This window comes from Fervidobacterium riparium (genome assembly GCF_025370035.1).
Classification (GTDB): Bacteria; Thermotogota; Thermotogae; order Thermotogales; family Fervidobacteriaceae; genus Fervidobacterium; species Fervidobacterium gondwanense.
Genome location: NZ_CP009277.1, coordinates 1,876,387 through 1,901,440, shown reverse-complemented (window position 1 = coordinate 1,901,440; position 25,054 = coordinate 1,876,387). Strand labels below are relative to the sequence as shown.

23 protein-coding genes are annotated in these 25,054 nt (G+C 39.9%); 15 read left to right on the top strand and 8 right to left on the bottom strand.

Features of this window, described 5'->3' with window-relative positions:
- Nucleotides 1–8 precede the first annotated feature (8 nt).
- The 4 genes from IB67_RS09160 to fliF are packed head-to-tail and all read right to left on the bottom strand — an operon-like array spanning nt 9 to nt 4,478.
- Nucleotides 9–1,247, bottom strand: coding sequence for a PhoH family protein (locus IB67_RS09160; RefSeq protein WP_434223407.1), 1,239 nt, complete (start codon nt 1,245–1,247; stop codon nt 9–11).
- Nucleotides 1,247–1,816 (bottom strand): 3'-5' exonuclease, encoded by a 570-nt coding sequence (locus IB67_RS09155; protein WP_072760104.1) that lies wholly within the window; start codon nt 1,814–1,816, stop codon nt 1,247–1,249. Before IB67_RS09155 ends, IB67_RS09160 begins: the two co-directional genes overlap by 1 nt.
- A 45-nt stretch (nt 1,817–1,861) precedes the next feature.
- Nucleotides 1,862–2,866 carry a flagellar motor switch protein FliG gene (gene fliG, locus IB67_RS09150; protein WP_072760103.1) on the bottom strand — a complete coding sequence of 335 codons (1,005 nt, stop codon included), beginning with the start codon at nt 2,864–2,866 and terminating at the stop codon, nt 1,862–1,864.
- A 4-nt stretch (nt 2,867–2,870) separates the two neighbouring features.
- Nucleotides 2,871–4,478: a flagellar basal-body MS-ring/collar protein FliF gene (fliF, locus tag IB67_RS09145; RefSeq protein WP_339746550.1), complete on the bottom strand. Its 1,608-nt coding sequence runs from the start codon at nt 4,476–4,478 to the stop codon at nt 2,871–2,873.
- Between the two features lie 139 nt (nt 4,479–4,617).
- On the opposite strand from fliF, the gene IB67_RS09140 reads away from it, so the two are divergent.
- From IB67_RS09140 to IB67_RS09110, 7 genes are all read left to right on the top strand, one after another.
- Entirely contained in the window at nt 4,618–5,160 is a 543-nt protein-coding gene (locus IB67_RS09140; RefSeq protein ID WP_498875288.1) for a YceD family protein, read from the top strand.
- A gap of 2 nt (nt 5,161–5,162) precedes the next feature.
- Entirely contained in the window at nt 5,163–5,345 is a 183-nt protein-coding gene (gene rpmF, locus IB67_RS09135) for a 50S ribosomal protein L32 (protein ID WP_072759965.1), read from the top strand.
- Entirely contained in the window at nt 5,342–6,343 is a 1,002-nt protein-coding gene (gene plsX, locus IB67_RS09130; protein ID WP_498875287.1) for a phosphate acyltransferase PlsX, read from the top strand. The genes rpmF and plsX overlap by 4 nt, the downstream gene beginning before the upstream one ends.
- Nucleotides 6,344–8,155: a glutamine--fructose-6-phosphate transaminase (isomerizing) gene (gene glmS / locus IB67_RS09125; protein WP_498875286.1), complete on the top strand. Its 1,812-nt coding sequence runs from the start codon at nt 6,344–6,346 to the stop codon at nt 8,153–8,155. It begins immediately after the preceding gene.
- A 546-nt stretch (nt 8,156–8,701) separates the two neighbouring features.
- Nucleotides 8,702–9,934: an ATP-dependent Clp protease ATP-binding subunit ClpX gene (gene clpX / locus IB67_RS09120; RefSeq protein WP_498875285.1), complete on the top strand. Its 1,233-nt coding sequence runs from the start codon at nt 8,702–8,704 to the stop codon at nt 9,932–9,934.
- Between the two features lie 15 nt (nt 9,935–9,949).
- Nucleotides 9,950–10,963: a tRNA (adenosine(37)-N6)-threonylcarbamoyltransferase complex transferase subunit TsaD gene (gene tsaD / locus IB67_RS09115; protein ID WP_072759958.1), complete on the top strand. Its 1,014-nt coding sequence runs from the start codon at nt 9,950–9,952 to the stop codon at nt 10,961–10,963.
- Between the two features lie 42 nt (nt 10,964–11,005).
- A complete protein-coding gene (locus IB67_RS09110) occupies nt 11,006–12,106 on the top strand; it encodes a hypothetical protein (RefSeq protein ID WP_498875284.1) in 1,101 nt (366 codons plus the stop codon).
- Here IB67_RS09110 and IB67_RS09105 read toward each other — a convergent pair.
- Genes IB67_RS09105 through flgA form a run of 4 tightly spaced genes read right to left on the bottom strand, consistent with a single transcriptional unit; the run spans nt 12,056 to nt 15,062 of the window.
- On the bottom strand, nt 12,056–12,439 hold the full coding sequence (locus tag IB67_RS09105; protein ID WP_072759953.1) for a rod-binding protein: 384 nt from the start codon (nt 12,437–12,439) through the stop codon (nt 12,056–12,058). The two genes, IB67_RS09110 and IB67_RS09105, sit on opposite strands and share 51 nt — an antisense overlap.
- Before the next feature lie 35 nt (nt 12,440–12,474).
- A complete protein-coding gene (locus tag IB67_RS09100) occupies nt 12,475–13,470 on the bottom strand; it encodes a flagellar basal body P-ring protein FlgI (protein ID WP_072760101.1) in 996 nt (331 codons plus the stop codon).
- A 35-nt stretch (nt 13,471–13,505) separates the two neighbouring features.
- Nucleotides 13,506–14,111, bottom strand: a complete 606-nt coding sequence (locus IB67_RS09095) for a flagellar basal body L-ring protein FlgH (RefSeq protein WP_072759939.1) — start codon at nt 14,109–14,111, stop codon at nt 13,506–13,508.
- 3 nt (nt 14,112–14,114) lie between these two features.
- Nucleotides 14,115–15,062 (bottom strand): flagellar basal body P-ring formation chaperone FlgA, encoded by a 948-nt coding sequence (flgA, locus tag IB67_RS09090; RefSeq protein ID WP_072759936.1) that lies wholly within the window; start codon nt 15,060–15,062, stop codon nt 14,115–14,117.
- A gap of 147 nt (nt 15,063–15,209) precedes the next feature.
- Here flgA and IB67_RS09085 point away from each other — a divergent pair, with 147 nt between their 5' ends.
- The 8 genes from IB67_RS09085 (at nt 15,210) to IB67_RS09050 (ending at nt 25,050) form a co-directional block, all read left to right on the top strand.
- Nucleotides 15,210–16,313: a HEAT repeat domain-containing protein gene (locus IB67_RS09085; RefSeq protein ID WP_339746567.1), complete on the top strand. Its 1,104-nt coding sequence runs from the start codon at nt 15,210–15,212 to the stop codon at nt 16,311–16,313.
- 33 nt (nt 16,314–16,346) lie between these two features.
- The gene (locus tag IB67_RS09080; RefSeq protein ID WP_084634399.1) at nt 16,347–17,189 is read left to right on the top strand and encodes a CheR family methyltransferase; all 843 of its coding nucleotides are present in this window, start codon (nt 16,347–16,349) and stop codon (nt 17,187–17,189) included.
- A complete protein-coding gene (locus IB67_RS09075) occupies nt 17,179–17,565 on the top strand; it encodes a response regulator (protein ID WP_498875283.1) in 387 nt (128 codons plus the stop codon). Before IB67_RS09080 ends, IB67_RS09075 begins: the two co-directional genes overlap by 11 nt.
- On the top strand, nt 17,562–20,126 hold the full coding sequence (locus tag IB67_RS09070) for a chemotaxis protein CheA (protein WP_498875282.1): 2,565 nt from the start codon (nt 17,562–17,564) through the stop codon (nt 20,124–20,126). Before IB67_RS09075 ends, IB67_RS09070 begins: the two co-directional genes overlap by 4 nt.
- Complete coding sequence (locus IB67_RS09065; RefSeq protein WP_498875281.1) at nt 20,119–22,077, top strand: methyl-accepting chemotaxis protein; 1,959 nt, start codon at nt 20,119–20,121, stop codon at nt 22,075–22,077. The genes IB67_RS09070 and IB67_RS09065 overlap by 8 nt, the downstream gene beginning before the upstream one ends.
- 11 nt (nt 22,078–22,088) lie before the next feature.
- Entirely contained in the window at nt 22,089–22,931 is an 843-nt protein-coding gene (locus IB67_RS09060; RefSeq protein ID WP_072759926.1) for a chemotaxis protein CheW, read from the top strand.
- A gap of 186 nt (nt 22,932–23,117) precedes the next feature.
- A complete protein-coding gene (locus IB67_RS09055; RefSeq protein WP_164542215.1) occupies nt 23,118–24,266 on the top strand; it encodes an IS110 family RNA-guided transposase in 1,149 nt (382 codons plus the stop codon).
- A 127-nt stretch (nt 24,267–24,393) separates the two neighbouring features.
- Nucleotides 24,394–25,050 (top strand): chemotaxis protein CheW, encoded by a 657-nt coding sequence (locus IB67_RS09050; RefSeq protein WP_072758757.1) that lies wholly within the window; start codon nt 24,394–24,396, stop codon nt 25,048–25,050.
- Nucleotides 25,051–25,054: the final 4 nt, after the last annotated feature.

Below are 25,054 nucleotides of genomic sequence, written 5' to 3'. Positions count from 1 at the left end.
GCATTGTGTTACAACAATTCTGCGGCCAAACTTGCCAAATCAGACCTTTCACCTTTACTAAGTACTATGTGACAAGCAAGTTCCTTGCCTCTGAATTTAGAAGCTGCATGGACCAAACCGTTACTGCTTTCGTCAAGATATGGGGTATCTATCTGATACGGATCACCAGTAAGAACTATCTTCGTACCCTCTCCAGCTCGTGTTAAAATCGTCTTGACTTCTAGTGGTGTAAGATTCTGAGCTTCGTCTATTATTATGAATTGTCTTGGTATCGAACGTCCTCTGATATATGTTAGAGCTTCGAGCTCAATAACATCTTTCTTCATCAATTCCTTAAAGCTAATACTGTTCAACCTGCAGAGATACTCGAGATTATCCATAACCCCGCTCATCCAAGGCGAGATTTTCTCTTCAAGTGCTCCAGGCAGATAACCTATATCCTTCCCGCCCATTGGAATTAATGGTCTCGCAACGATAATCCTATCGTAAACACCCTCTGTCAAAATCTTTTGCAGAGCCGCTGCAAGCGCAAGAAAAGTTTTACCTGTTCCAGCTATACCGATAAGCGAAACAAGTTTAATCTCATCGTTTAGCAGAGCATCAAGCGAGAATAACTGCTCTTTGTTTCTGGGGGTTACATTAAATACTTTTATTTTGGAATCTACTTTCTCAAAATCTTCACCATTGAATCTAAAGAATCCATCATTGCATTCCACATATAAATTTGGATACAGTAAGGATTTATCAATATCCGATAATTTATCCGCCACCATGTAGCCGACAGGAAGACGTGAAAGTTCACTTTTATCAGTCAGGTAATCTTCAGCGTGTAACCCAAGAGCTCCGGCCTTCAGCCTCAAACTAATGTCTTTCGAAACGATCACTGTTGGTTCTTTCCTGGTCTGCCTGAGATACATTGCGTAGGAAATGATCCAGTTGTCAACGTACTTTTCGAATAAGAATTTTACCTGATGCTTGTCAAAATCTGATTCACTTAGTACCGATATAAAAAGCATACCACCATTTTCAAGTTTTACACCATCGTGCAAGTTTCCATTATTTCTTAGTTCTTCCAAAACCCTTATTGCTTGCCTTGCGTTTTTCCCAACTCTTCCTTGTTCACGTTTTAACTTATCGAGTTCTTCAAGAACTGGCAAAGGGATGAAAACGTTGTTATCTTGAAACGCGTAAACCGCTTCCGGGTCGTGTATCAAAACATTTGTATCGAGTATGAAATTCTTTACCATTAATACTCCCTCCCCGCCCACCTTCTCAAGAATTCGTGTATAATCTCCCAGCCAAATTTTTCAAAAAACTTAATAAAAACATTAGCAGTAACATAAGCATCGTCAAATGCTCTGTGTGTAACCTTATGATTAATTTTCATCTCGACGGCTAAGCTCTCCAGTTTTCTGCGTTTTCCGTAAACATTTTGAGATATCTCGAGAGTATCTATGTAAAAAATATCTAATGGTAGCTGTCCGACTTCTTTTGCAGCGTAGTCAAGGAATGTCAGGTCAAACCTTGCATTATGAAAAACAAAAATCGTGTCTTTCGAATACTTCCTAACGATTGAGAGGATTTCATCCAATCCTGGAGCTTGCTCTATATCCTTTATCGAGATTTTATGAACACCCTGAGCATACGTTTGTATTCCAACTTTTGGGTTCACGAGCGATGAGTAAATCCATTCTTTGACAATCTTGCCTTTGTAAACTGGTATGATTGCAATTTCGATAATTCGATCTCCAGCAGAAGGGTCTATGCCTGTTGTCTCTATGTCAACAGCGCAGTACACATTTTCATCCCAGATCACAATTCTGTTCTCCCTTAGTAAGTTTTGTCCAAAAACCACGGTTGGTTATGTTATTAACTCTTCTCCTCCACCTCTCGCAATAACTATTTCACCAGCTTCTTCAAGTCTTCTAATAACGTTAATTATCTTTTGCTGTGCCTCTTCAACGTCTTTCACACGAACTGGTCCCATGAATTCAAGCTCATCTTTTAATAGTTGTTGGGCACGCTTTGACATATTGTTGAATATCTTGTTTTTGAGCTCTTCTGAAGCGCCTTTCAGAGCGACAGCAAGATCCTGCGAGTTAACTTCCCTCAGAACAAGCTGCACTGACCTATCATCGAGCTTAAGGATATCTTCAAACACAAACATTCTTCTTCTGATTTCTTCTGCAAGTTCAGGCGACTCGTACGTTAAGCGCTCCATTATCGTCTTTTCGGTTGATCTGTCAAGGCTGTTCATGATTTCTGCAGCCGTATCAAGACCGCCAACTGCACTCATTGTCTGTGTCGCAACTCCAGCAAACTTTTTCTCCAGTAGCTTCTCTACTTCTTTTACAACATCCGGTGATGCTCTTTCAAGCAAAGATATTCTCTTTATTACATCCAGCTGTAAATTCTCCGGCAGAGCTCCAAGTACCTGAGCAGCGATTCTTGGTTCCAAAAAGCTCAGGACAAGGGCTATTGTTTGAGGGTGTTCTGACTGTAAGAAGTTTACTATCTGAACAACGTCAGCAGTTTTCATGAACTCAAATGGTTTGACAGACAAGTTAGAGACTAGTCGTTCTATTATTTGCATTGCTTTTTCAGGTCCAAATGCCTTTATTAACATTTCTTTCGCATAATCTATGCCACCGCTAATTATCATCTCACGTGCCTTTGTTAAGTTTTGGAATTCTTCAAGGACAGCCCTGCGTTCATCGTTTGTTACTTTCCCAAGATTTGCAATCTCTATTGTAAGAGCTTCTACCTCGGAATCCTCAAGATTTTTCAAAACTTTAGCAGCTTTTTCAGGACCCATCGTAACCAACAATATTGCCGCTTTTCGCCTTCCCGTTAACCTACCTGCCATATAATCATCCTTTCTCGGCAATCCAAACCTTTAAAACAGTAGCAACATCTTCTGGCGCAGATTCTGCAACCTGCTGTAAATAAGCTTTAAGCTGTTCCAAGAGTGCTTCCTCTTCGGCTCCCGCTGGAATTTCTTCCTGCGTAAGTTCCTCGATTGTTCTTTGCGCCTCTTCTTGGAGTGCTTTGTAACGCTGCATCATTAACTTGCGAGCTTTTACCTTACGATATTGCAGTAATCCAAGGTACGTGGCGAAGAATATCAAGATTGATGCGAGCAATAAGAGAACAAGCCTTGTGCGCATCTTTTGCAATTCTGTCATGCTTTGGACTTGCTGGTAGAGGCTTTCTTCGACTTCTCTGCTAAACGGAATGAAAGCTATAGCATAAGTCACTGAACCTTCAGGCGTATTTGCGTCAACTGATTTTTGGATTATCGAGCTAATCAGATTCTCAACTTGGTCTTTGGGTGTTCTCTCTAAAACCGTCGAGGATGCGTCGATGATTACAGAAAGTGTAACGTTTTCTATTTCTCCTTCAGAATTTTTGACTATATTTTCAACAATCTGATTTAGTTCGTAGTTAACAATTTCATGTGATTTCTGATAAGTAGTTTGACCACCCGTCGATGTTGTTTCGTATGTTGTTGGAGGAATATTTGATTCAGTACCCACTGGACCACCAACACTTGTTTGATTTGTAGAATACTCCTGTTCAGTTTCTTTGCTCCTCACAAGCCCTTCTTTCTTGTTTGGCGCAGTGTATGTGGTAATCTGTTTTTCAATCTTCTCCCAGTTCAGTTTTACATCTGTAATGACTTCCACTCGGCCTGGTCCGAATACATTTTCAAGCGGCGCTTTTATCTTTTGCTTGTAATAATTTTCCAAATTCACCTTCAATTCCATTTTAGTTGAAGCGAGAGCTGTTGAAGTATCGAGGTTTAAAAGACCGCTCAAATCTCTACCTGTTTGATCAACAACCTTTATATTCTCAGGTTTTATACCTTCGACCGCACCCTGAACCAAGGAGACTATACCAACAACTTGTTCCTTTGCTAAACTCTGCCCCGGTTTCATAACGACCATAACAGAAGCGCGCGGTTCCGACATCTCGCCACGGACATAGTATGTATATTTCGGTAAGGTTAAAACAACTCGAACTGAGTCAACGCCCTGAATAGTAGAAATAGTTCTCTCGAGTTCACCCTGCAGAGCTATCTGATACCTTACTTGTTTGTCAAAACTTGTGGCACCAAGGGAAGTTTCATCAAGTATTTCAAATCCTCTTGTAGAACCTCCAAGCACTCCGGCAGAAGCCAGTCGCATTCTAACTTCGTATACGTTGTAATTTGAAGGAATCAATATCTTGTTTCCGGCTTCTACTATGTAAGGTATTCCCAATGACTCTAATTGCTGTATAACAGGACCTGCATCTTGCTCCGTCTTAGTTGTAAGTAATAACACGTATTTTGGCGCATTTATAATAGCAAGAAACACTGCAGCCAATATTACTGAGGCTGCAATCATGATGATTATTAGCTTTTGCGACTTTGATATACCACTCCACCACTTCGGAATATTCGCAAACCAGTCCAAAAATTTTCTAAACCAGTCCATTAATTCACCACCACTTCCCAAGCCAATTGACAATTATACCATGAAATTTTCAAAAATTTACACTTTATTAATATTTTATCACTTAACAAATCCCAAAAACAGGCTATAATTATCATACCAAAGTTCCGAGGTGATTTCAATGTGGGAAATCAATGTGAAAGAGATAATAAAAGAAAAGAGAAAGGTTGTTGAAGGATACTACAAACCTGAGAACATAGAACTCCACACCGGCACATATAAAGTTTTACACGATGGTTTCAAAGTTCGAATGGTGCTCGCTCATGCTGATGATAAAATAGTTCTTGGCGGATATGTCCGAGGATACGTTGAAAGACCTTGTGACAGATGTTTGAAAATATCTGAAATGTACATTGACGGAGTCATCGAAGCGGTGTATACTTTTCAGAAGAAACAGCTTCCAAGAAACGAGGAACTCAAAGATCTTACTAACGAAATACCACTGAATGGTGATATAATAGACTTAGAAGAGCGAATTGTCGAGGCCATTGTAAGCAGTGCGCCGGATGTCTTTGTTTGCAACCCAGACTGTAAGGGGTTGTGTCCATATTGTGGTGCCGATTTGAACGAAGAGCCTGACCATGTTTGCGAATATGCTCCAAAGGAAAATATAGATCCAAGATTCGAAAAATTGTTGAAAATCAAGAATAAACAGGAGGGATAACCATGGCAGTACCAAAGCAGAAACGTTCTCACAGCAGAACACACCATAAAAGAGCAAAGATTTACAAAGCATTCAGCGTTGCAGTGACAACATGCCCAAACTGTGGCGCTCCAAAACAACCACACAGAGTATGCCTCAATTGCGGCTACTACGGCAAGAAGCAGGTGTTTGAGGTAGCGAAATGATTCGCATAGCACTGGATGTAATGGGTGGAGATAAGGCGCCGGAAGAGACGAAAGCCGGCGCTTTGTTGTTTGCCGAGGAAATTAAAAAATCAAAAAAACATGTCCACCTCGTGCTTATAGGTACTGAAAATAATTTAGAAGATCTTGAGAACCATCCGCTCAAGAGTTACTTCTCCATCGAAATAGTCAGAGATTACCTGCCTATGGATATCAAACCGACGGACGCGCTCAGAAGAAAAGAAAGCTCCATGTATGTTGGTGCTCAGTTACTCAGAGATAAAAAAATTGATGCTTTTGTAAGTGCAGGAAATACGGGAGCTTTATTGGCTTGCGCTACACTTGTGGTTGGAAGAATTCCCGGAATAGAAAGACCGGCACTTGCAGTCCCGATTCCAAGTTTGAACGGCTTCACTGTCTTAATCGATGGCGGTGCAAATGCTGAAATAAAACCTGATTATTTACCACAATTCGCTGCAATGGGCATCGAATACGCTAAGATTCTCGGGAAAAGATTCCCAAAAGTAGGTCTACTAAACGTCGGTACGGAAGAAAATAAGGGTACCGAGATGCAGAAAATGGCCTACGTACTCTTAAAACAGCGATTTGATAATACATTTTACGGGAATGTTGAAGGGAACGATATAGCTCTTGGAACTGTAGACGTTGTCGTAACTGATGGTTTCACTGGAAACGTAGCTTTGAAAACAATGGAAGGGGTTGCAAAACTCGTTTCACATATATTAAAGCAAGAAGCTAAGAGAAGCGTTGATGGGCTCTTAGGTGCTTTATTATTTTCAAGAGTACTCAAAAAAGTCAAGAAAAGCTTAGACCCAAGAACTTACGGTGGCACATTTTTCTTAGGCGTCGATGGTATAGTTGTTAAAGCACACGGTAATTCTGACAGAATAGCCATCAAAAACGCACTAAATGTTGCCTTAAAAGGAGTCGAAGGCGGACTAAACGAAAATCTGAAAAGGGAACTTGAGGGGTGGAAATAAATGTGCGGAATTGTTGGAATTATCGGACATGAATTTAAGGTAACTGATCTAATTGACGGACTAAAAAAACTCGAATACAGAGGATATGATTCAGCTGGATTGGCAGCTGTTAACGGTCAGGAACTTTTCTTGAGCAAAAGCGTTGGTCGTGTTGATACTTTAAGAAGTGTTGTTGAAGAAAATAAGGTCATAAAAGGCGGGATTGCACACACACGCTGGGCTACGCATGGTGCTCCGAGCGATAGGAATGCACACCCACACACAGACTGTACCGGCAAAATAGCTGTTGTACACAACGGGATAATCGAGAATTACCAAGAACTGAAAACGGAGCTTATCCAGAAAGGCCATAAATTTAAATCTGAAACAGATACAGAAGTAATAACCCACTTAATAGAGGAAAATTACAAAGGTGATTTATACAAAGCTGTTCTTGATACCTTAAAACACCTTAAAGGTGCATTTGCAATAGCTGTCATCCATTCAGACCATCCTAACGTAATGGTTGGTGCAAGAAAAGGAAGCCCGCTTGTTGTTGGCTGCAACAACGAGCTCTGCGTATTAGCTTCTGACGTTACACCAATTATCAAGTACACGCGAGATGTTGTCTTCATCGAAGACGGAGATGTCGTGTACATAGAAGGCAACAAGATGAAAATCACAGATTTCTCTGGCAACACCGTGATAAGAAAACATACAAATATTACCTGGGACGAATCTGCCGCTGAAAAAGGCGGTTTCAAACACTTCATGCTCAAGGAAATTAATGAAATACCAGAATCGATAGAAAGCGCATTAGTTGGACGTTTTGACGACGACTACAATCCAGTCATGCACGAACTCGATGAATTTAATATAGAAAAGATAAAAAGAATACTCCTTGTTGCTTGTGGTACAAGCTACCATGCGGGACTGGTATTCAAATATTTTGCAGAAAAATATCTCAACGTTGATGTCCTGATAGACGTTGCTTCTGAGTTCAGGTACAGGCCGATAAGAATTGATGATGAGACACTGACCATAGCCATATCGCAATCTGGCGAAACAGCTGACACTCTTGAAAGCATAAGAGCCGTTAAGAGAGCCGGAGGAAAGGTCGTCGCTATTTCTAATGTCGTTGGCTCAACGATAACAAGGGAAAGCGACGTAACATTGTACATGAACGCAGGTCCGGAAATAGGCGTTGCAGCTTCCAAAACTTATGTCAACCAGCTCATACTCCTTTACACACTTGCACTCTACATGATTAAGAAAAGAAACCTGTGGACAGAAGAGCACAAGAACATCGCAAAGCAGATAGTCTCGTCAGTAAATCTTATAAAAAAGATTATATCCAACAAAGAGATAGAAAAAATTTCTGATCACTACAAGAACTACCAGCACTTCATGTATATCGGAAGAGGAGTAAACACAGCAACCGCACTTGAAGGCGCACTCAAATTGAAAGAAATAAGCTACATCAACGCCGTTGGCTACCCAGCAGGCGAATTAAAACACGGACCTATAGCGCTTCTTGATCCAACATTCCCAGTATTCGCAATAGCACCAAAAGACAGCCTGTATGAAAAAATGAGGAGCAACATAGAAGAAACAAGGGCAAGAAATGCAAGGATACTCACAATCGCTACCGAAGGCGACACCGAAATACAGAAGATATCGCACGACGTGCTTTATGTACCTGAGGTCCATGAAGACCTGTACCCGCTAATAATCGCGCCGGTAATTCAATTGTTCGCTTACTACATCGCAGACAAGAGGGGCTACGACCCAGACAAGCCAAGAAATCTGGCAAAGAGCGTGACGGTGGAGTAATCAACATAAAAAGCAGAAATCCTGTTGTATATTTCATTTAAATCTTTTCCGCATGCGAAAAAAGTGGTTCCATTTGGGGAGGAAAAAGGGAAAAGGATAGATTAAGGGATAAGGATAAAGGGTAAAGGAATAACGAAGGGATAAGTGGTGAAGCCCTGAGAGAAGAGGGTTTTACGCCACTTATCCCTTTTTCCTTTTAACCTTGACCCTGTTCCATTCGGAAAGACTTTTTTCACACAAAATAGAAGTTTGATTGGTAAATTTTAGTTAAATTATAGCTTAATTACGGAAAAACTTTATTGCCTCCCAGAAAATGACATGAAGAGTTTATGCGGGTTTGAGGGATTGGAAATGGAAAGGGTTTTTTTTAAATCAACAAATCCCGGCACCAATGGTGCCGGTTTTTATTATTAACAAAATTTTATTTACTCTTAACTTCTTAGAATTTGTAAAAACTTTTATTTTGGTTTATAATATCATCGTATAATAGTATTGCTATTTGTTCGAAAGCCGAATCGAATAAGGTAAGTTTGAAGGAGGTTAGGTATGGCACAAAAGTTTTGTTCTTTCTGCGGACGCGCAGCGGATAAGGTGGAAAAACTCATAGCGGGACCCGGAAATGTCTACATCTGCAGCGAGTGTGTTGAGCTCTTCCACGATATATTGCAGAGTGATAAGAAAATCAAGCCAACAGGAATAGGTACAAGGGAAAGGAAAGAATTACCAACCCCGTCGCAGATAAAAGCAGAGCTCGATAAGTACGTAATCGGACAAGAGCGCGTTAAGAAGATACTCTCCGTCGCGGTATATAACCACTATAAGCGCGTATTCTTCGGTAAAGACACGTCAGATGTCGAGATTGAGAAATCGAATATAATCCTCATCGGACCAACAGGAAGCGGTAAGACATTGATGGCAAGGATTCTTGCCAAGATTCTTGATGTACCCTTTGCAATCGCTGACGCAACGCCTTTAACAGAAGCTGGATACGTCGGAGAAGATGTCGAAAATGTCGTTTTGAGATTGCTCGAAGTAACGAATTTTGACGTCGAGCGCGCACAGTACGGAATCATATACATAGACGAAATAGATAAAATTGCAAGAAAGTCGCCGAATCCATCTATAACAAGAGATGTGAGTGGTGAAGGTGTCCAAAAAGGCTTACTCAAAATAGTCGAGGGAACAATCGCAAATGTTCCGCCACAAGGTGGAAGAAAGCACCCATATCAAGAATTCATTAAAGTTGACACGACTAACATACTCTTCATTGTCGGTGGAGCTTTCGACGGACTCGATGAGATAATCAAGAGAAGAATCGAAGGCAGCACAATCGGATTCAACGCACCAATAAAGAGCAAAGAGCAATTAAGCCTTGGCGAGATACTCAAGCATGTCACGCCTGATGACCTCGTCCAGTACGGACTCATGCCGGAATTCGTAGGAAGGTTCCCAGTCATAGGTACGCTCAGTGACCTCAGCGTTGAAGACTTGGTTCGCATCCTCAAAGAGCCAAAGAACGCCGTTCTTAAACAGTACAGAAAACTCTTCGAAATTGATGGCGTTGAGCTTGAGATATCGGAAGAGGCACTGTACGCCATAGCGAAGGAAGCACTGAGAAGGGGAACTGGCGCAAGAGCCTTAAAGAGCGTGTTTGAAGAGGTAATGATAGACATCATGTTCGATATACCAGACCTCAAAGCGGTTGAAAAGGTTATCATCACAGAAGAATGCGTAACAAAACGCGAAAAGCCGAAGATATATATGAAAGAATCAGCATAATGAGAGGAATCTGACATGCTCGTACTCGGAATAGAAACAAGCTGCGATGAAACATCGATTGCACTTGTTAACAACAACGATGTTATTCTTAACCTTGTCTATTCGCAGATACAAACTCATAAGAAATTCGGCGGAGTTGTGCCGGAAATCGCTGCAAGGGAGCATTTGAAAAAGCTCCCGATTCTTTTTTCTCAACTCGTGAAAGAAACACAAATAGACATCAATGAAATCGATGGAATAGCAGTTACGAAAGGTCCTGGACTTATCGGTGCACTCCTTGTTGGCGTTTCTTTTGCCAAGGGACTCGCTATAAGATACAACAAACCTCTTGTTGGTGTGAATCACATCGTTGGACACGTTTATGCCAATTATCTCGCTTACCCAGAACTCAGACCTCCGTACATCGTATTGATGGTTTCGGGAGGGCATACGTTAATACTGAAAGTCAATGAATCGATGCACATAAAGATAATCGGTAGAAGCGTAGATGACGCAGTCGGTGAAGCTTTTGACAAAGTTGCAAGGCTGCTTGGACTTGGATATCCTGGCGGTCCAGAAATCGACAGGATTTCAAAAGATGGTAATCCAAAGACTTTTGGATTTCCAAGACCGAAGATGTACGATCCCGACTACGACTTCAGCTTCTCCGGGTTGAAAACTTCCGTGCTCTACGAAATCAAGAGATTAAAGGATGCAGGGATTGAAGAACTTCCGATTAAAGACCTCGCAGCAAGTGCTCAAGAAGCAATGATCGATGTGTTGTTGCACAAAACCACAAAAGCAGCTAAGGATTTCGGAATAGAAAATATAGTCCTCGCAGGTGGCGTTGCTGCGAATAGCCGCCTTCGCGAGAAACTTGCTGAATACACTTTGGAATTTAACTTTTTCATTCCTCCTCTTGAATTTTGCTCAGACAACGCCGCAATGATAGCCCGTGCTGGAATGGCATTGCTTGAAGACGGCAAAAACGATGGACTGGGACTTGAACCGTCGCCAAATCTCTTTGAAATGATTGGAGATGAATGGTGAAGAAAATGGTAGGAATTCAGTGGTGAGCAAGTGGTGAGATAGGTGGGAAATTACATAATCGAGGTCGACTCAGAACAAATCAGGCAAGCTATCAAAAAGGCAGATAAGGTTTGCGGCACACTTGAGCCTTCTATGAGAAAGCTCACATTCTTTGCGGAAAATGAGAAGCTTTATCTGAAAGCTTCAGATGGTTGCTTTACCGGATTCTTCCCTCTCACCACATTTTTCTACAAATCACTCCATCCGTTCGAGATACCACTCGATGTTGTGAAACAGTTCGTATCTGAACTGAACGGTAAACTCACGTTGTCATTCCAAGATGGAATACTTACACTCAAGTCCCAAAATGAGCTTTTGCGCCTGAGAATGAACTTTATACAAGAAGAGATTAAATTACCAAGCTTTGAGAACAAAGTAGTTTTCCAAAAAAAGCGTATCCTCTCTGAGCTTGATTTTGTTTCATGCTTTCTTGAAGAAGGTAACTATACCGATTTATTCTACGCTTTTGACCGACTTGAGATTGTATCAAGCCATCTTGGGTTGATTGCATATTCAAAGATTGAAAATAGGCCTATAAATGAGCAATCTGATGGTACGGGCGAAAAACCAGAAAGGTTCTCTCTGAGCATTCCATACGTTTCAACGAGACATCTTCTAAAAGCATTAGATACAGAAGAAACCGATAGTATAGAGCTTTCTTATAACCCAAATTCAGATAAGCTTCTTATATACTGCGGTGATGTTTACACGATGTGTGGAGATAAACCCGAACGGACACCTGATAGAATTAGGGAAGTCGTGCGGAGTATTGTACCTGTCGCACGCGTGTACAAAGAACAAATCCAAAGGCTTCTGCGCCGTTCACTCATCTCAGGAAGGTTCTCCGATGTAGAGGTGTACTCAAGGCATGATGAAATCGTTGTAGTCTCTCAGCAAGGCTCAATTGCATACAAAGGTTCAGTCAGCGCCGAGGTAAATGCTGAATTTTCAGTGAAGACAAAGGCATACTTGCTGAGAAGTGCACTTAACAGGATAGGAAGTCAGTACGTAGTGATAGGAAATTCAGGTGAGTTCACACTTTTCAGCTCGCCGTCACTCTCCAGATTCCTTATTTTGAGAAATCAGAGAGTTCAGGGCGTTTAACATATTCATTTTATTCTCGAAACTCTTAGCCGAGTTAACATCTTCGCTCAAGGTCTTACCGCCCAAGCTTCTGTATATCATATCCGACAAGTCCTTTAAGTCTGTTCTTGCAGCTTTTAGTGAGTACTGTTGCAAGAGCATCTCTCTGAACCAGCGCTCGCCAAAGCTTTCCTGTAAAAGTCCACTCTTTGGTACTGTATCATACATCTTTTTGAATACCTCGTACACGTACCAAGCAGCAAACTCCTCGGAGACCTTCCGGAGCTGTTTTTGATATTCTGGCGAATTGAAATTCTTTGTAAGTTGCTCTATTTTCTTTATATCAATTCCCATTTTCCGCTCCCTCCATAATAACAGAGAGTTTCACATCACATAATCTTCAGCTGAGCAAAGAGCGCACCTGCTTTGTACAGTTCCTGGACGATTGCGATAATATCCTGTGGTGTTGCGCCGAGTGATTTAAGCGCTGTAACAAGGTTTCCAATCGTTGCCTGCTTGTCGCCTATCTGACCGTTGGATATAACAACGACGAAATTACCATAAGAAAGTACGAAATCAGAAATCTTCACGTCCCCACCGAAGACAATTGTCCCAGTTCGCTCGTTAATTACAACCTGTGCGATTGTATCAAGTGGAACTTCTATCTCTTCTAAGAGCGCCAAGAAAGAAATCACATCATCAGCGAATACGTTCGGTATATTCACCTTTATGCTCGCTGCATCGACTGCTTTTGCAATATTAACTCCGAATTTTGTATTTATTGCCACAGCTGTTCTTGCAGCGTTTGTAAAATCAGGTCTATCCAAAAGTATCGTAATAGAATTAGCATCAACGATGCTCATTGGTATCTCTCTTTCAACTATAGCACCACCCGGTATGTAGCCTACAACCGGAAATCTCTTTTGAAGGTTTGCAGTCCCTTTAACTTCTTCGCCACCAACCGAAACTGGACCTTGTGCAACGGCATATACATTTCCATCAGCACCGTACAACGGTGTTTGAACAAGAATCCCATTTCTCAAGCTCTTCGCATCATTTATACTTGCTATTTCAACATCGAGCCTCATGCCGGATTTATAGAACGGTGGTATATCAGCAACGACCATGACAAGAGCGACGTTCCTCGTTTTTAAGTCGTTTGGATTCACACTTATGCCAAAATTTTTCATCATATTCGCCAGGAGTGTTGAATTCAAAGTACCGCTATCACCAGTACCGTTTAGACCGACAACAAGTCCAACACCAAAAAGCTGGTTATCCCTTGCACCGCGGAATTTTGCAAAGTCTTTTATCCTCACATTTGCTGCAAAAATTGTCGATATGCTGAGTAGTGCGATTAGAATTACAACTACCGTCCTTTTCATTCTCATCACCTATCACTTCCTTGTCCTTACTATTCTTACTTGAACAAACCTGCGATGGCAGAGAGTAACAAACCAAGCCAAGAACTCTGCTGCGGGTCATCCTGGAAAACAACCTTTCCGTTTTCCCAAATTTGTGCGTTTATGAGGTCTGTTGAATTTACTATATTTCCCGGTTTTATCGCCTGTGGGTGCACCCAGCCGGTAATTATTATCTCTCTTAGGTCATTTCCCACCTTAATCTGCTTTCTACCTTCTAAAAACATCTTACCAGTCGCGTCCACTTCCTTGACGACTGCGGTTAATTCGATGACAGCATTAGCCTGGCTCTTGTTGTCCCTCTTGTCTGTGCTCGATGAATTAGCTGGCAAATACTTGCTCAGGTCGAGTCCGACGAGCTTTGTCCCAGTGTTTATGGCATTTATAAACGCACCGGTAAGAGAATTAACTTGCGAGGAAGTTGAAATCCTCGGCGATTCATAAACGGCTATAGTTACGTAGTCGCCAACTTTTGAAGGTTTGTATGTACCTAAAAGATTTTGAAACTGAGGATTTGTGGATGACGTGTAAAGAGATGTTGAAAAACCAACGGATGTAAACAGAATAAAGAAAACAACAAAACTTAGATAGTTTATCTTCTTCACGAGTCACTTCACCTCCAAAACGCTCACACTTCCGTCTTCTTTCACAGTACCTGTTATTATTGCCCCATTATCCAAATTCTTCAATCTAATTACGTTCCCTACATACCCATGCTCTAAAGCTTGTACTAACGTTGATACCATTATTCCACCTACAACACTATAAGCTTTAACAAGCTGACCTTTGACGATAATCGGGACATCTTTCATATACCTTTGATCCAAAATCTCGTCTTTGAGAAAGACCTTATCAGTCATGAGTGGCAAATCTTCTTCAAAAACAGGGACTTTATTTAAGGTTAAAACATTGACCTCAACGTACTTTACATCGTTTACACCTATAATTTCTCCCTTATCTACTTTTCTATTTACAGATGCCACCTTCCTAATTAAGATAGCATCATACTGTAGAGTCACATAACCAACCGTCCGGCCGGACTTTTTGAATGTCACCCTAACAAACGGATACGCTTTGTTTGAAACTTGAACGGAAATTTGATAACTATCGTGCTCTAACAACTGACCTGTCTGGCTCTTCAACTTGAAAACGGTATCTTTGGGATAGTGTTTTGATAACTCTTCTATGACTCTCTGAGGTAATGAGTGACTATCTAAAATATCCTGTTGTCTGCCTTCAAGATTGACCTCTGTTGCCCTCGCTTGTACAAAGACAGGCACGTCATCAATTACAGCATCAACAACTCCGACGCGTTTTTTTATTAGATTCACGAGATATCTCTTGTTTAGCAATATCGAATTGCCAACTGGCAAGTATGCAACGATTATCTTTTCAAGCACTTCTGGTGGTACATCAGTGTCTGAAGCCTCGGTGAGTTCCAACATTGTCACCGGACCGCCGGAAGTAACGACGGAGTTCTTAAATGAAACATTGTAAGGAAAAAATGTAGATGAAGCAAAGATCACTACAACAACGAGCAATAAGTACCTGTTCATAGTCACTCACACCTTTTGAATTAGAATACATATTCTACTGAATAATTTTACCATACATCATAAAAAAGCACTCTTTGTTAAGCTGTATTTACAAATAAAAAAGTGATATAATATTCATGTGAACTTTCAACACCCAGGAGGGATAGGATGCTCCCCTATGAAGAAGGTACATTTCAAAAGCTTGATAAAATAGAAAAAAACATTATCACGCAAAATTACGTGGACGATGATATAGATTTCCTACTCAATATACTAAATTCAGATAGTCCACGAGTTCTCATTGAACGAGCTTCTTTGATCCTTTCCAAGATTCAGTCGCCTGACATAGCGGATAAAGTAGCAACCTTACTCTTCTCGGAAAATGCACATGCGAGGAATGTTGGGTCGGTTATATTAGCCCAAATCTGGCCAGCTTCGAGGGAAGCATTGGAAAAATTAGTCGAGCATCCAAACAAGCATATTCGAAAACATGCACTCGATATATTAAACATGACGCAAAGTCCTGATGCGGTAGAAATAATTGCAAAAGGATTAGATGATCCGGAGCTGAACAACGTTATAGCTGCTGTCGAATATATAGGCGAATACTACGAGTCAAAGTATGTAGACAAAATAATAGACGTTATGAACCGAATAAATGAACCGATGCTTATATCTACAGCTTTAGAATCACTTGAGAAAATCTGCGACGAAACCTGCTTTACAAAACTCCCATCGATAATCTCTCCGATAGATATTTATACCCCAATAATACTCCCCTCCTTTTTGCGTTTTTTGAGCGCCATATCAAGAAAAGAAGACATCGAATTCATTGAAAAGGCCATCGAGCAGAAGGACATTTATTACAAGGAATTAATAGACTTCCTCAAATCATACACCTCAAAGTATGCCGCTTCATTGGACAAGCCAGAGAAGTTGAAGCTTATAAAATACACTTGCGAATTACTCAACTCTGAGCAAACGCCTTCTGTTAATAAATACGAACTTGTACGGTTAATGGCTCATTTAGAACCCGATTACTTAATTTCAAATATTTCAGAACTCCTTGATAACAAAGACAAATACATCGTCGTAGCTGTCTTAGATTTTATCGGATCAGCAAATTCAGACATCCTAAAATCATGCGGACATGTAAAGCCAAGAATACTTGAAATAATCCAGGATGCATCAAAGAATCTTGAAGGCTTTGAACAAGCTGCATTGTACGTAGCGGCAATGCGGGCATTGCATAACTTAGAAAGTGACTATTAGTTTCTCAAACATATTCTCCTGGGGTGAATGACTTTGGAACTTGGCTACAGAGAATTTAAGGAAATAAGGGATATCGTTTATCAGAAATGTGGAATCTACATCAATGACGAACAGCTGTACATAACAAACTTGAAGTTGCAAGAACGACTAAAAGTTCTTGGAATCGATGATTTCAGGGAATACCTCAAATATTTAAAATTCTTGGATAAAGATAAAAGTGAGCTTAATGAATTGATACAGAGCATCACCATCAATGAAACATACTTTTTTAGGGAATTTCCACAGCTTCAAACATTTGCAGAGTATTGTATCCCGGAATTAATAGAAAACGGCAATAGAACATTCAAGGTCCTTTCGGCTGGCTGTTCGAATGGCGCAGAACCCTACACACTTGCAATCATTTTGAGAGAAATGTTAGAAGATGATTTTTCCTATTGGGTCGATGCAATTGATATTGATGATAACGTATTAAAACAGGCGGTAAGAGGTGTTTATCAAGAACGAGATGTTAGGAATGTACCGTCTAAATATTTGGAGAAGTATTTTTTCAAAGATGGAAACTCTTATGTCTTAAATAGCGAAATAAAGCGTTTTGTAAAGTTCTACAAGGTTAACCTTATGGACACTGAAAGAATGTTAATGCTTGGTCAAAACTATGACTTCATATTTTGCAGGAATGTTCTGATATACTTCTCTGACATATCCAAAAAAGATGTCATCCAAACATTTTACAGAATGCTTGTTCCGGGAGGCTTTCTCTTCTTAAGTCAAGTAGAGTCTTTGGCGCGGATATCCACTTCTTTCAACACAAGAAGGATAAACAATGTGGTTGTTTATCAAAAACCTACAGGAATGGTGATGACAGATGAGCTCTAAAATCCTGATTGTCGATGATTCCAAAACTACAAGAAACTACCTTGCGCATATACTTAGATTCGCAGGTTATGAGGTTTTAGAAGCCGTGGATGGTTCACAGGCTATTGAAATATTGGTATCACACCCACAGAGTTCATCAATAAGGTGTATAATCACCGATATAAACATGCCGGTACTCGACGGCATAACTATGATAAAAAGAATACGAAAAGAGCTGTCGCTTAATTTACCGATAATAGTTGTTACCACTGTAGATGAAAGGAATGAACAAAGAGTTGCCATGGAATCTGGTGCAAGTGCCTACGTAATAAAACCAATTCTACCAGACTCCATCATAGAATTGGTAAAACAAATATTGGAGGAAGGAAAAGGATGAAATTCCAAAAAGAAGAATTTGAGATAGTTCGTGCAATAATTGAAGAGGTGGAGACGTTGCTTTCAAAAGCAGAAGAGATAATAGTAATAAACCAGTGGTCTGAATCACAGCTGACTGACTTGATAAGGGCTTTCCACACTATTAAGGGCGTTGTAGGTTTCCTACAATTGCAAGATGTCGTAGAACTTTCACATTTCATTGAGAGCTCACTGAAAGACGTTCTTAATTCAGGCGTTGAGCCAACACACAAACTTATCGATTTTATGTTTGACAGCATTAACGAAGTGCGGAAAATATGCTCTCAGCTTGAGGATATAGTACGCGAAAGCACAGAATTTATAGAGATAAAACCAGAGAATTTTCAACTCAGCAATCTTTTGACTCAGGCAAAATCACTAAACGAAGAGCCTTCGGAACAAAAAGAAGAGAGTTACAGCAAGGATGAGGAAAATGTTAAAGAGAACACTAACACAGAAGGCAAACAAGAAGAGCAAACAAGTACACAGGAGAAAAAATTCGAGCATGAACTCGCACAAAGTACTCTTAAAGATTTTTTAGACGAGCTTGAAGATAGAATACAGGAATTAGATCGACTTATCCAGGATTATGAAAAGACATTTGAAAAGGACGTAGCCCACTCTATCATGAGAACTTTTCACAGCATAAAAGGTGGTGCAAGGTTGGTACTTTCCCTATCTCAAGAAATCGGAAACATCATAAAGTCGTTAGAAAACATCAAAAATCTCCAAGAATTAGTGCATTTGGCTGAAACGTACGTGTCGAGCAAAATTCAGTTGGGTGAAAATGCTGATATTGAAATTCTTTATGAAATAGTCGATATTATTGTAGAATTTCAGAACGCCATATCTTCCGATACACCTTTTGAAGAAACCGAGAGACTTAACGTTTTACTGGAAAGACTGTCAGAAACAACCAGTAAGAAAGAACACGAGAAACCAAAAGTACAACCATATAAAGTAACTGAAGCTTTATCAGAATCGCAGATAAATGACCTGATTTCAGAGCTTATGAATCTTTTGAACAATTTTGATTCAAAAACTCCGATTGAAAAATCAGAAACTTCCCGAATCGCATTGAGTTTGGCGGAAACAATTTGCGAAACATTTGAAAGACTTGGCAGAAAAGAAGAAGCATTGCGCGTTTCAAGTATAAAGGAACACTTAGATTCAGGCGATGTAAAGGGTGCGTTAGAACAACTGAATACAATTCTCAAAGAGGCTCCGCGAATCGCACCTGAAAAGCGTCAAGAAACACCTAAAACGCGAATAGAGTCAGAAAAGCCAAAATCACCAATCTCTTCAGAACTCCAGACTATAAGGGTGGCAAAAACTAAAATCTACGAGATTTACAAAATTGCAAGTGAATTCATCACGATGAAAAACGAACTCAGACATCTTATTAGAACAAGCCACTTTACTGATAATGCAGCAGAAGTTATTGAGAATTTCGAGAGAAAGTTTTCGAGGCTTACGTACGAATTGTCGAATGTAGCTTTGGATGTCAGAAAGATACCGTTAAGATACCTTTTTAACCAATTCCGTAGAACAACACGAGAGCTCGCTAAAAACTTGGGCAAAAAAATAGAAGTTATTGTTGAAGGTGAAGATGTAGAGGTTGATAGAGATATCGTAGAGTTACTTGTGGATCCCATAACGCACATGCTCAGGAATGCGGTAGATCATGGAATAGAGTATCCTGAAGAACGAAAACAATTCGGCAAACCAGAAACCGGTACTGTAAAGATTTCTGCGAGCTACAGTGGTAACTTCGCAATGATTGAAATAAGCGATGACGGGAGAGGTTTTGACACGAAAAAGATAAAAGAAAAAGCCGTGAAACAAGGCCTTATTAGCAAGGAAGAAGCAGATAAGCTTTCAGAGAAGGAAGTAGCGAATTTAATATTCCTTCCCGGATTTTCAACAAAGGATCAAGTCAGTCAGATCTCCGGACGCGGATACGGAATGGATATAGTATTGTCAACGATGAACAAAATCGGCGGGCAGGTCAATCTTGACTGGATCCCCTCCAAGGGTTCAAAAATAAGTTTAAAAATACCACTACATACACTCTACATTAAAGCACTGATATTTAAAGTTGAAAATCGAAAATTCGCCATCCCAATGGAATACCTCCAGGCCGTACAGAACATCCACATCAAAGACATCCATTCGTACAAGAATCAACAATTCATCAGATATATGACGGAATTAATACCTATCTTCTCAGCAAGAGATTTGCTCAGCAGTTCAGGTAGTCCATCTACGCAAAGCACGTTTGATAAACGTGGCAAATACTACGCTTTGATTGTCAAAACAGAAAAAAGCAGGTTTGCGCTAACTGTGGATAAGATAATAGAAGAAGGCGAATATGTTGGAATGGAACTTCCATACGGCAGTCCGGGAAACTTCTATAGCGGAACGACGATTACCGGCGATGGAACAGTAGCCTTGATTCTTGATCCTGACAGGTTCTGGCAGTTCTTGACTTTGTCACTGAGAAATAAGGATAGAATACCGGAGGTGGAGGGCAACCATGGATAAAAAGAGGCTCGAGGTACCAGATGGTGAGAAGAAGATAGCAGATGTTCATGTACAACCATCAGAACTTAGCACGGAAAAACCTGAGAATGTCGGCGAAACTATTCAGAAAGCGCAAACAACTTTATCGGAGAGTAAATTGAGTGCAAGACAGACAGCCTTTGCTGAGCGCATCATATGGGCGGCGGAGCAATTAAGCTCAACTGTCGAAGAATCCGCAGCAGCTATACAACAAATACAAAAAACAATGGAACAGTTGGCAACAATGGCTCAAGAATACGCTTCCACAGCCGAAGAATCAAAGATAGCAGTTAACGAAATAAACAAATCGGTAGCAAGTATAAAAGCCTCTCTCTCCAAAATTAAAGAAGATGCTGAGAACTCGCAAACGTTATCGCAAAACACGTCATTTTATATCCAAGACATAATTAAAACCGCTAACATAATTAATAAAAGAAACACAGAGATTCTAAACGTTGTCAGTACGCTTGGCAGAGAATTGGCTGATTTGTCGCATATTCTTAGCGACGTTTTGGACATAGCGGATGACATAACTATCCTCTCTTTGAATGCAGCAATAGAAGCTAACAGAGCGGGAGAAGTGGGGGCAGGCTTTTCCGTTGTCGCCGATGAAATAAGAAATCTTGCCCAAGAAGCGGAAAAGCAGGCAGAGACCGCAAAATCAGTCTTCGACAATCTGCAAAAGGCATCAAATGATATAGCAAACAACAGTGAAAGTCTGACAAGTGCTACCCAAGATTTGAAAAAGACAGGCGATGCGATTTCACAAATCTTAGATGAGATAACAACCAAATTTCAGGATCTCATTTCCAGCATCTCAAAGCAAAACGAGGATTTTGATCTCGTAAAGGAACTGTCTGATCAAATGCTGAGGAATTTCCTCGAAGTTGAGCTACAGGCATCGCAGATAGCAAGTGCTACTATACAATCTTCAACAGCGCTCAATCAAGAGGTGAAAACTTTTGCAAACCTTAACAAATACTCACAGAATTTGCTTTCTCTCTCGGGCAAGTTAAAGTCATCGAAAAATCTGCCTTTACTAACTCAGAAACTTTCCAACGCGGCAAGGGAATTGCGCGATTATGTTCAGGACATTTCAACATCGAGTCATCAAGTTGGAGCAGCTCTTAATCAGCTTACTAAATCGTCCTCGTTCTTGAGTCAGATGGTTGAAAAACTTTCAAATATAGCTGGAAAACTTGTGAATCAATCTACTGACATAACGAAAATGGTCAACAATGATAAAGGAATGATACCAGAACTCTTGAGATTTGTAGAGGCAAATTTCTCCGCCGTACAAGATCTTAGTGCAAAACTAATTAATATAAATGATATTTTGGATAAACTCCTTCAAGGCATCGGAAAAATAAGGACATACTTCGATGACGTTGAAAGAATACTCGCGAAGATAGATAAAATCGCACTAAAGACAGGTACACTTGCCGTCAGCGGTTTCATTGAAGCCTCGAGGGCAGGAGAGTACAAGAAAAACTTTATCGTTCTCTCCAACGACATTCGAAATTTGGCTTTGGAAATTGAAAACAATGCCGAACAAATGAAAAATCATCTCCAAAAGATCCTGCCAACAGCCTCGAAAATATGGGACTTGTTAGAATCTTCTATTAAAGAAACTGAACAGGAAATTGAGAAGTCGAATTTTGCAATTGAATACACTGAAGATCTCAAGGAAAAGATAACTTCACTTGACACCGCATTTAATGCTATGAGCAGCGAGCTGAATTCGGTGAACTCTGCAATAGAGGAAAGCAACAAAGCGCTCGAACAACTGAAAATAGCCATTGTAGATTCAGCATTCTCTATTGAGCAAGCCTCTCTGGCAATGAATAACAAACTCGCTGGTCTTGATGTGATAAATGAAGTTTCAGAAGAAATAATTGATGTCGTTGAGAACTTGCGAAAGATAGTTAAGTAGGAGGGAAAAAGATGCCCTCTGAGAAGATGCTCGTATTTGCTTTAGAAGAAAATGATTTTGCCGTTCCTTTGAATTTTGTCTCAGGCATTGCTCAAATATCAAACATAACACCGTTACCACTCGCAACAGAAGAAGTTGCAGGGCTTGTAAATTATTACGGAAAAATTCTGATAGTAGTCGATTTGAAAATACTCATCAAAGATTCGGAAAAAGCTGTGGGTGGAGAGGAGAACTTTCAAAACGCAAGAATAGTTATATTGAACAACGAAGGTCTTGAAATAGGGATAATTGTCGACAGAGTGAAAGGCATAATGGAGGTAGAAGGCAACAATTTGAAACACTCTAATGAACCAGAAGGGGTAATAGTTTCGCATCAGTACGTCGAAAAAGGTGTGGTTATAAACATATTGAATGTTCAAAGCTTGTTTAAAAAATACATGAAAGAGGAAAAATTTGCGGAAGGAAAAATAATTAAGGCAGAGCAAGAAGTGCTCCAAAAAACTTCTGAAAACGAGTTCGTAATTTTTTCATCAGGCAAGAATAGTTATGCTGTCAGCTCTTCAGAAATTCAGTACATAATCAAGGACGCAAAAGTTCACACTGTTGCCAACGCTCCAAAAGAAGTGATCGGTAAAATTGAATTTGACGGTGTGTTAGTACCAGTCGTAAGTTCTGAATATTTGCTTGCAGGTAAAACTGATAAAACACAAAAAAGGTTCTTGATTATCAGAAATGGTAATAAATTATTTGGCATAGGAGTCAGTAAAGTAGAGCGCGTTGTAAAGCTTATGCCAGAGGATATCTACTACCCTCCTCGTATAATAAGTTCGGTAAAAATTAAAATTGGTCTTTGAAAATTGAATGCATATTTTTTAACACCTCTGGTAAAATAGTTTCAGGTTGCCCCTCCTTGAGACTTTGTTCTCTTAAATAAGATTGCCTAACTAGAGTACAGCTTTTTACTTGCCGGAAAATGTTTTGCCTCGTTTTCTTATGTACCGCGAGGTTGTAAGGCTGTACTCAATCCGGAGGTGATTCCTTTGGCTATTTTAGCTATTGATGTCTCAAAGAACTATCTTTCTTTCTTTTCTGATTTCATCGGTAGTGGGACTGTTGAGAACTCTCCTCAAGGCATTGTTGAACTTTTTAACAAAGCTTTTGCTTCTTCTTCCGATTTTTCTCTTGTCCTTGAATCAACTGGTGTTTTTTCTTTTAATGTCGCTAACTTCTTCTTTCAAAACAACGTACCTGTCTTTTGGGTTAAAACTGATAACATTAAGCTCTATCGCAAAATTCTCAATCGTCCTAAAACTGACAAAATCGATGCTGAACTTATTTTCTCTATCGCTTCTAAATTTCCTGAGTCTTTAGTCCCTTTTGTCAATAACTCATATATCATCTCTGAGCTTCGTAATCTCACCAGACTTTATTTAAAGTTCAACGAAGATATCGCTCGATTGAAACTTAGGCTCTATTCGTATGTTTCTCTTTATTTCCCTAAACTTGACTTTAAACTAAATAAGACTTTCGAATGCCTGCTTAAAGATTATACAATCGAAGAAATCGCAAACATGCCAATTGAAGAGTTATTTGAATATATTGCGAAAATTTCCAGACACAATGTCTCTTCACAAGTCTTAGCAGAAAAACTCCAAACTCTTGCTAAAGATGCCTTGAGGTTGTCTGTTAATCCTTCAAACACTCTGAGAATATCTATTGTTTCCACTATCGATTTGATACAGCACTATGAAAAACAAATCGAACTAGTAAAGAAAGAAATAAGTAAATTACTTAAAGTAATTCCGAACACACTAACAACAGTCAAAGGGATAGGAGAAATAACTGCAGCTGGAATTATAGCCGAAATAGGAGACATCAATCGTTTCGAAAAAGCCTCAGCGTTAGCATCATACGCAGGGCTTGTATGGACAATCAATCAAAGTGGAAATTACAAATCAGAAAACAACCAACTAACGAAAAAAGGGAACAAGTATCTAAGAACATACCTAGTAATGGCAGCGAACGGAGTAAAGACATACGATCCTGTATACAAAGAATATTATCGCAAAAAGTACGCAGAAGCAACAACACACAAACACATGAGAGCGCTAATATTAACTGCAAGGAAATTAGTAAATTTAGTGTATTATTTACTAAAGAACAACGTACCGTATGTACCGATGAAATAGGTAAAAAGAACGAAATCAAGTATGTGAAGAATGAAAGTGAAATATTAAGTTATTGAAAGTCAAAGAGTTGACTAGGTTTTTTATTTTTCTATTTTTTCTCCTCTTGACTTATTACCGGAAATCTTATTTGATTGGCAATGAAAATGAGCTTTTGGGCGTCATCTTAGAACAGGAGCAGGCTATACCAATCCTCAGTATGGATGCACTGCTAAAAAAATATGAGCAGTACTTTGTTGAATTCACTGAGAGTCATGAAAAGGAAGCAGTTGAAGAGATATCCGTCTTAGCCTTCAAGATCGCTGATTCACTTTTTGGGTTGGAATCAGATTACGTGGATTCAATCTCGAAACTTTCATCGATAACTCCTATTGACAATGCGCCAAGCGCTGTACTCGGAGTAATGAATTATAGGCAGGAGAACGTAATAGTTCTCGACCTGCTTGAAAGCAACAAAGGATTAATCGAAGAACTGCAGGACGAAAAGTTCAAAGAAAACAAAAGAGTAATCATACTAAGAAACGGCGAGTTCAAGGTCGGAATCTTAGCAGACAAGCTCGAAGGCATATTTAAAACACAGCCAAGTTTAATCACTACATCGTCAATGATGCAGTCCGAAGAAAAGCTAATTAGAGGATTCATGCAACTAAGAGGCTTTACCGTTCCTTTAATCAATCCGAAAAATGTCATCTCTTCAACTAACAGTTTCAAAGATTTAATTATAAAAGAGATAGAAAAACACAGCTCTCAAGCTAAGAAGGAGAAAAGGTCGAAGAAAAGAGGGTGATCCC

What these genes read in the sequence shown, in the direction of transcription:
- IB67_RS09085 (WP_339746567.1), top strand. Translation starts at nt 15,210, where the DNA reads ATGCTCCCCTATGAAGAAGGTACATTTCAAAAGCTTGATAAAATAGAA.
- plsX (WP_498875287.1), top strand. Translation starts at nt 5,342, where the DNA reads ATGATTCGCATAGCACTGGATGTAATGGGTGGAGATAAGGCGCCGGAA.
- IB67_RS09070 (WP_498875282.1), top strand. Translation starts at nt 17,562, where the DNA reads ATGAAATTCCAAAAAGAAGAATTTGAGATAGTTCGTGCAATAATTGAA.
- clpX (WP_498875285.1), top strand. Translation starts at nt 8,702, where the DNA reads ATGGCACAAAAGTTTTGTTCTTTCTGCGGACGCGCAGCGGATAAGGTG.
- glmS (WP_498875286.1), top strand. Translation starts at nt 6,344, where the DNA reads ATGTGCGGAATTGTTGGAATTATCGGACATGAATTTAAGGTAACTGAT.
- fliG (WP_072760103.1), bottom strand. Translation starts at nt 2,866, where the DNA reads ATGGCAGGTAGGTTAACGGGAAGGCGAAAAGCGGCAATATTGTTGGTT.
- IB67_RS09060 (WP_072759926.1), top strand. Translation starts at nt 22,089, where the DNA reads ATGCCCTCTGAGAAGATGCTCGTATTTGCTTTAGAAGAAAATGATTTT.
- rpmF (WP_072759965.1), top strand. Translation starts at nt 5,163, where the DNA reads ATGGCAGTACCAAAGCAGAAACGTTCTCACAGCAGAACACACCATAAA.
- IB67_RS09100 (WP_072760101.1), bottom strand. Translation starts at nt 13,470, where the DNA reads ATGAAAAGGACGGTAGTTGTAATTCTAATCGCACTACTCAGCATATCG.
- fliF (WP_339746550.1), bottom strand. Translation starts at nt 4,478, where the DNA reads ATGGACTGGTTTAGAAAATTTTTGGACTGGTTTGCGAATATTCCGAAG.
- tsaD (WP_072759958.1), top strand. Translation starts at nt 9,950, where the DNA reads ATGCTCGTACTCGGAATAGAAACAAGCTGCGATGAAACATCGATTGCA.
- IB67_RS09160 (WP_434223407.1), bottom strand. Translation starts at nt 1,247, where the DNA reads ATGGTAAAGAATTTCATACTCGATACAAATGTTTTGATACACGACCCG.
- IB67_RS09140 (WP_498875288.1), top strand. Translation starts at nt 4,618, where the DNA reads ATGTGGGAAATCAATGTGAAAGAGATAATAAAAGAAAAGAGAAAGGTT.
- IB67_RS09105 (WP_072759953.1), bottom strand. Translation starts at nt 12,439, where the DNA reads ATGGGAATTGATATAAAGAAAATAGAGCAACTTACAAAGAATTTCAAT.
- IB67_RS09075 (WP_498875283.1), top strand. Translation starts at nt 17,179, where the DNA reads ATGAGCTCTAAAATCCTGATTGTCGATGATTCCAAAACTACAAGAAAC.
- IB67_RS09065 (WP_498875281.1), top strand. Translation starts at nt 20,119, where the DNA reads ATGGATAAAAAGAGGCTCGAGGTACCAGATGGTGAGAAGAAGATAGCA.
- flgA (WP_072759936.1), bottom strand. Translation starts at nt 15,062, where the DNA reads ATGAACAGGTACTTATTGCTCGTTGTTGTAGTGATCTTTGCTTCATCT.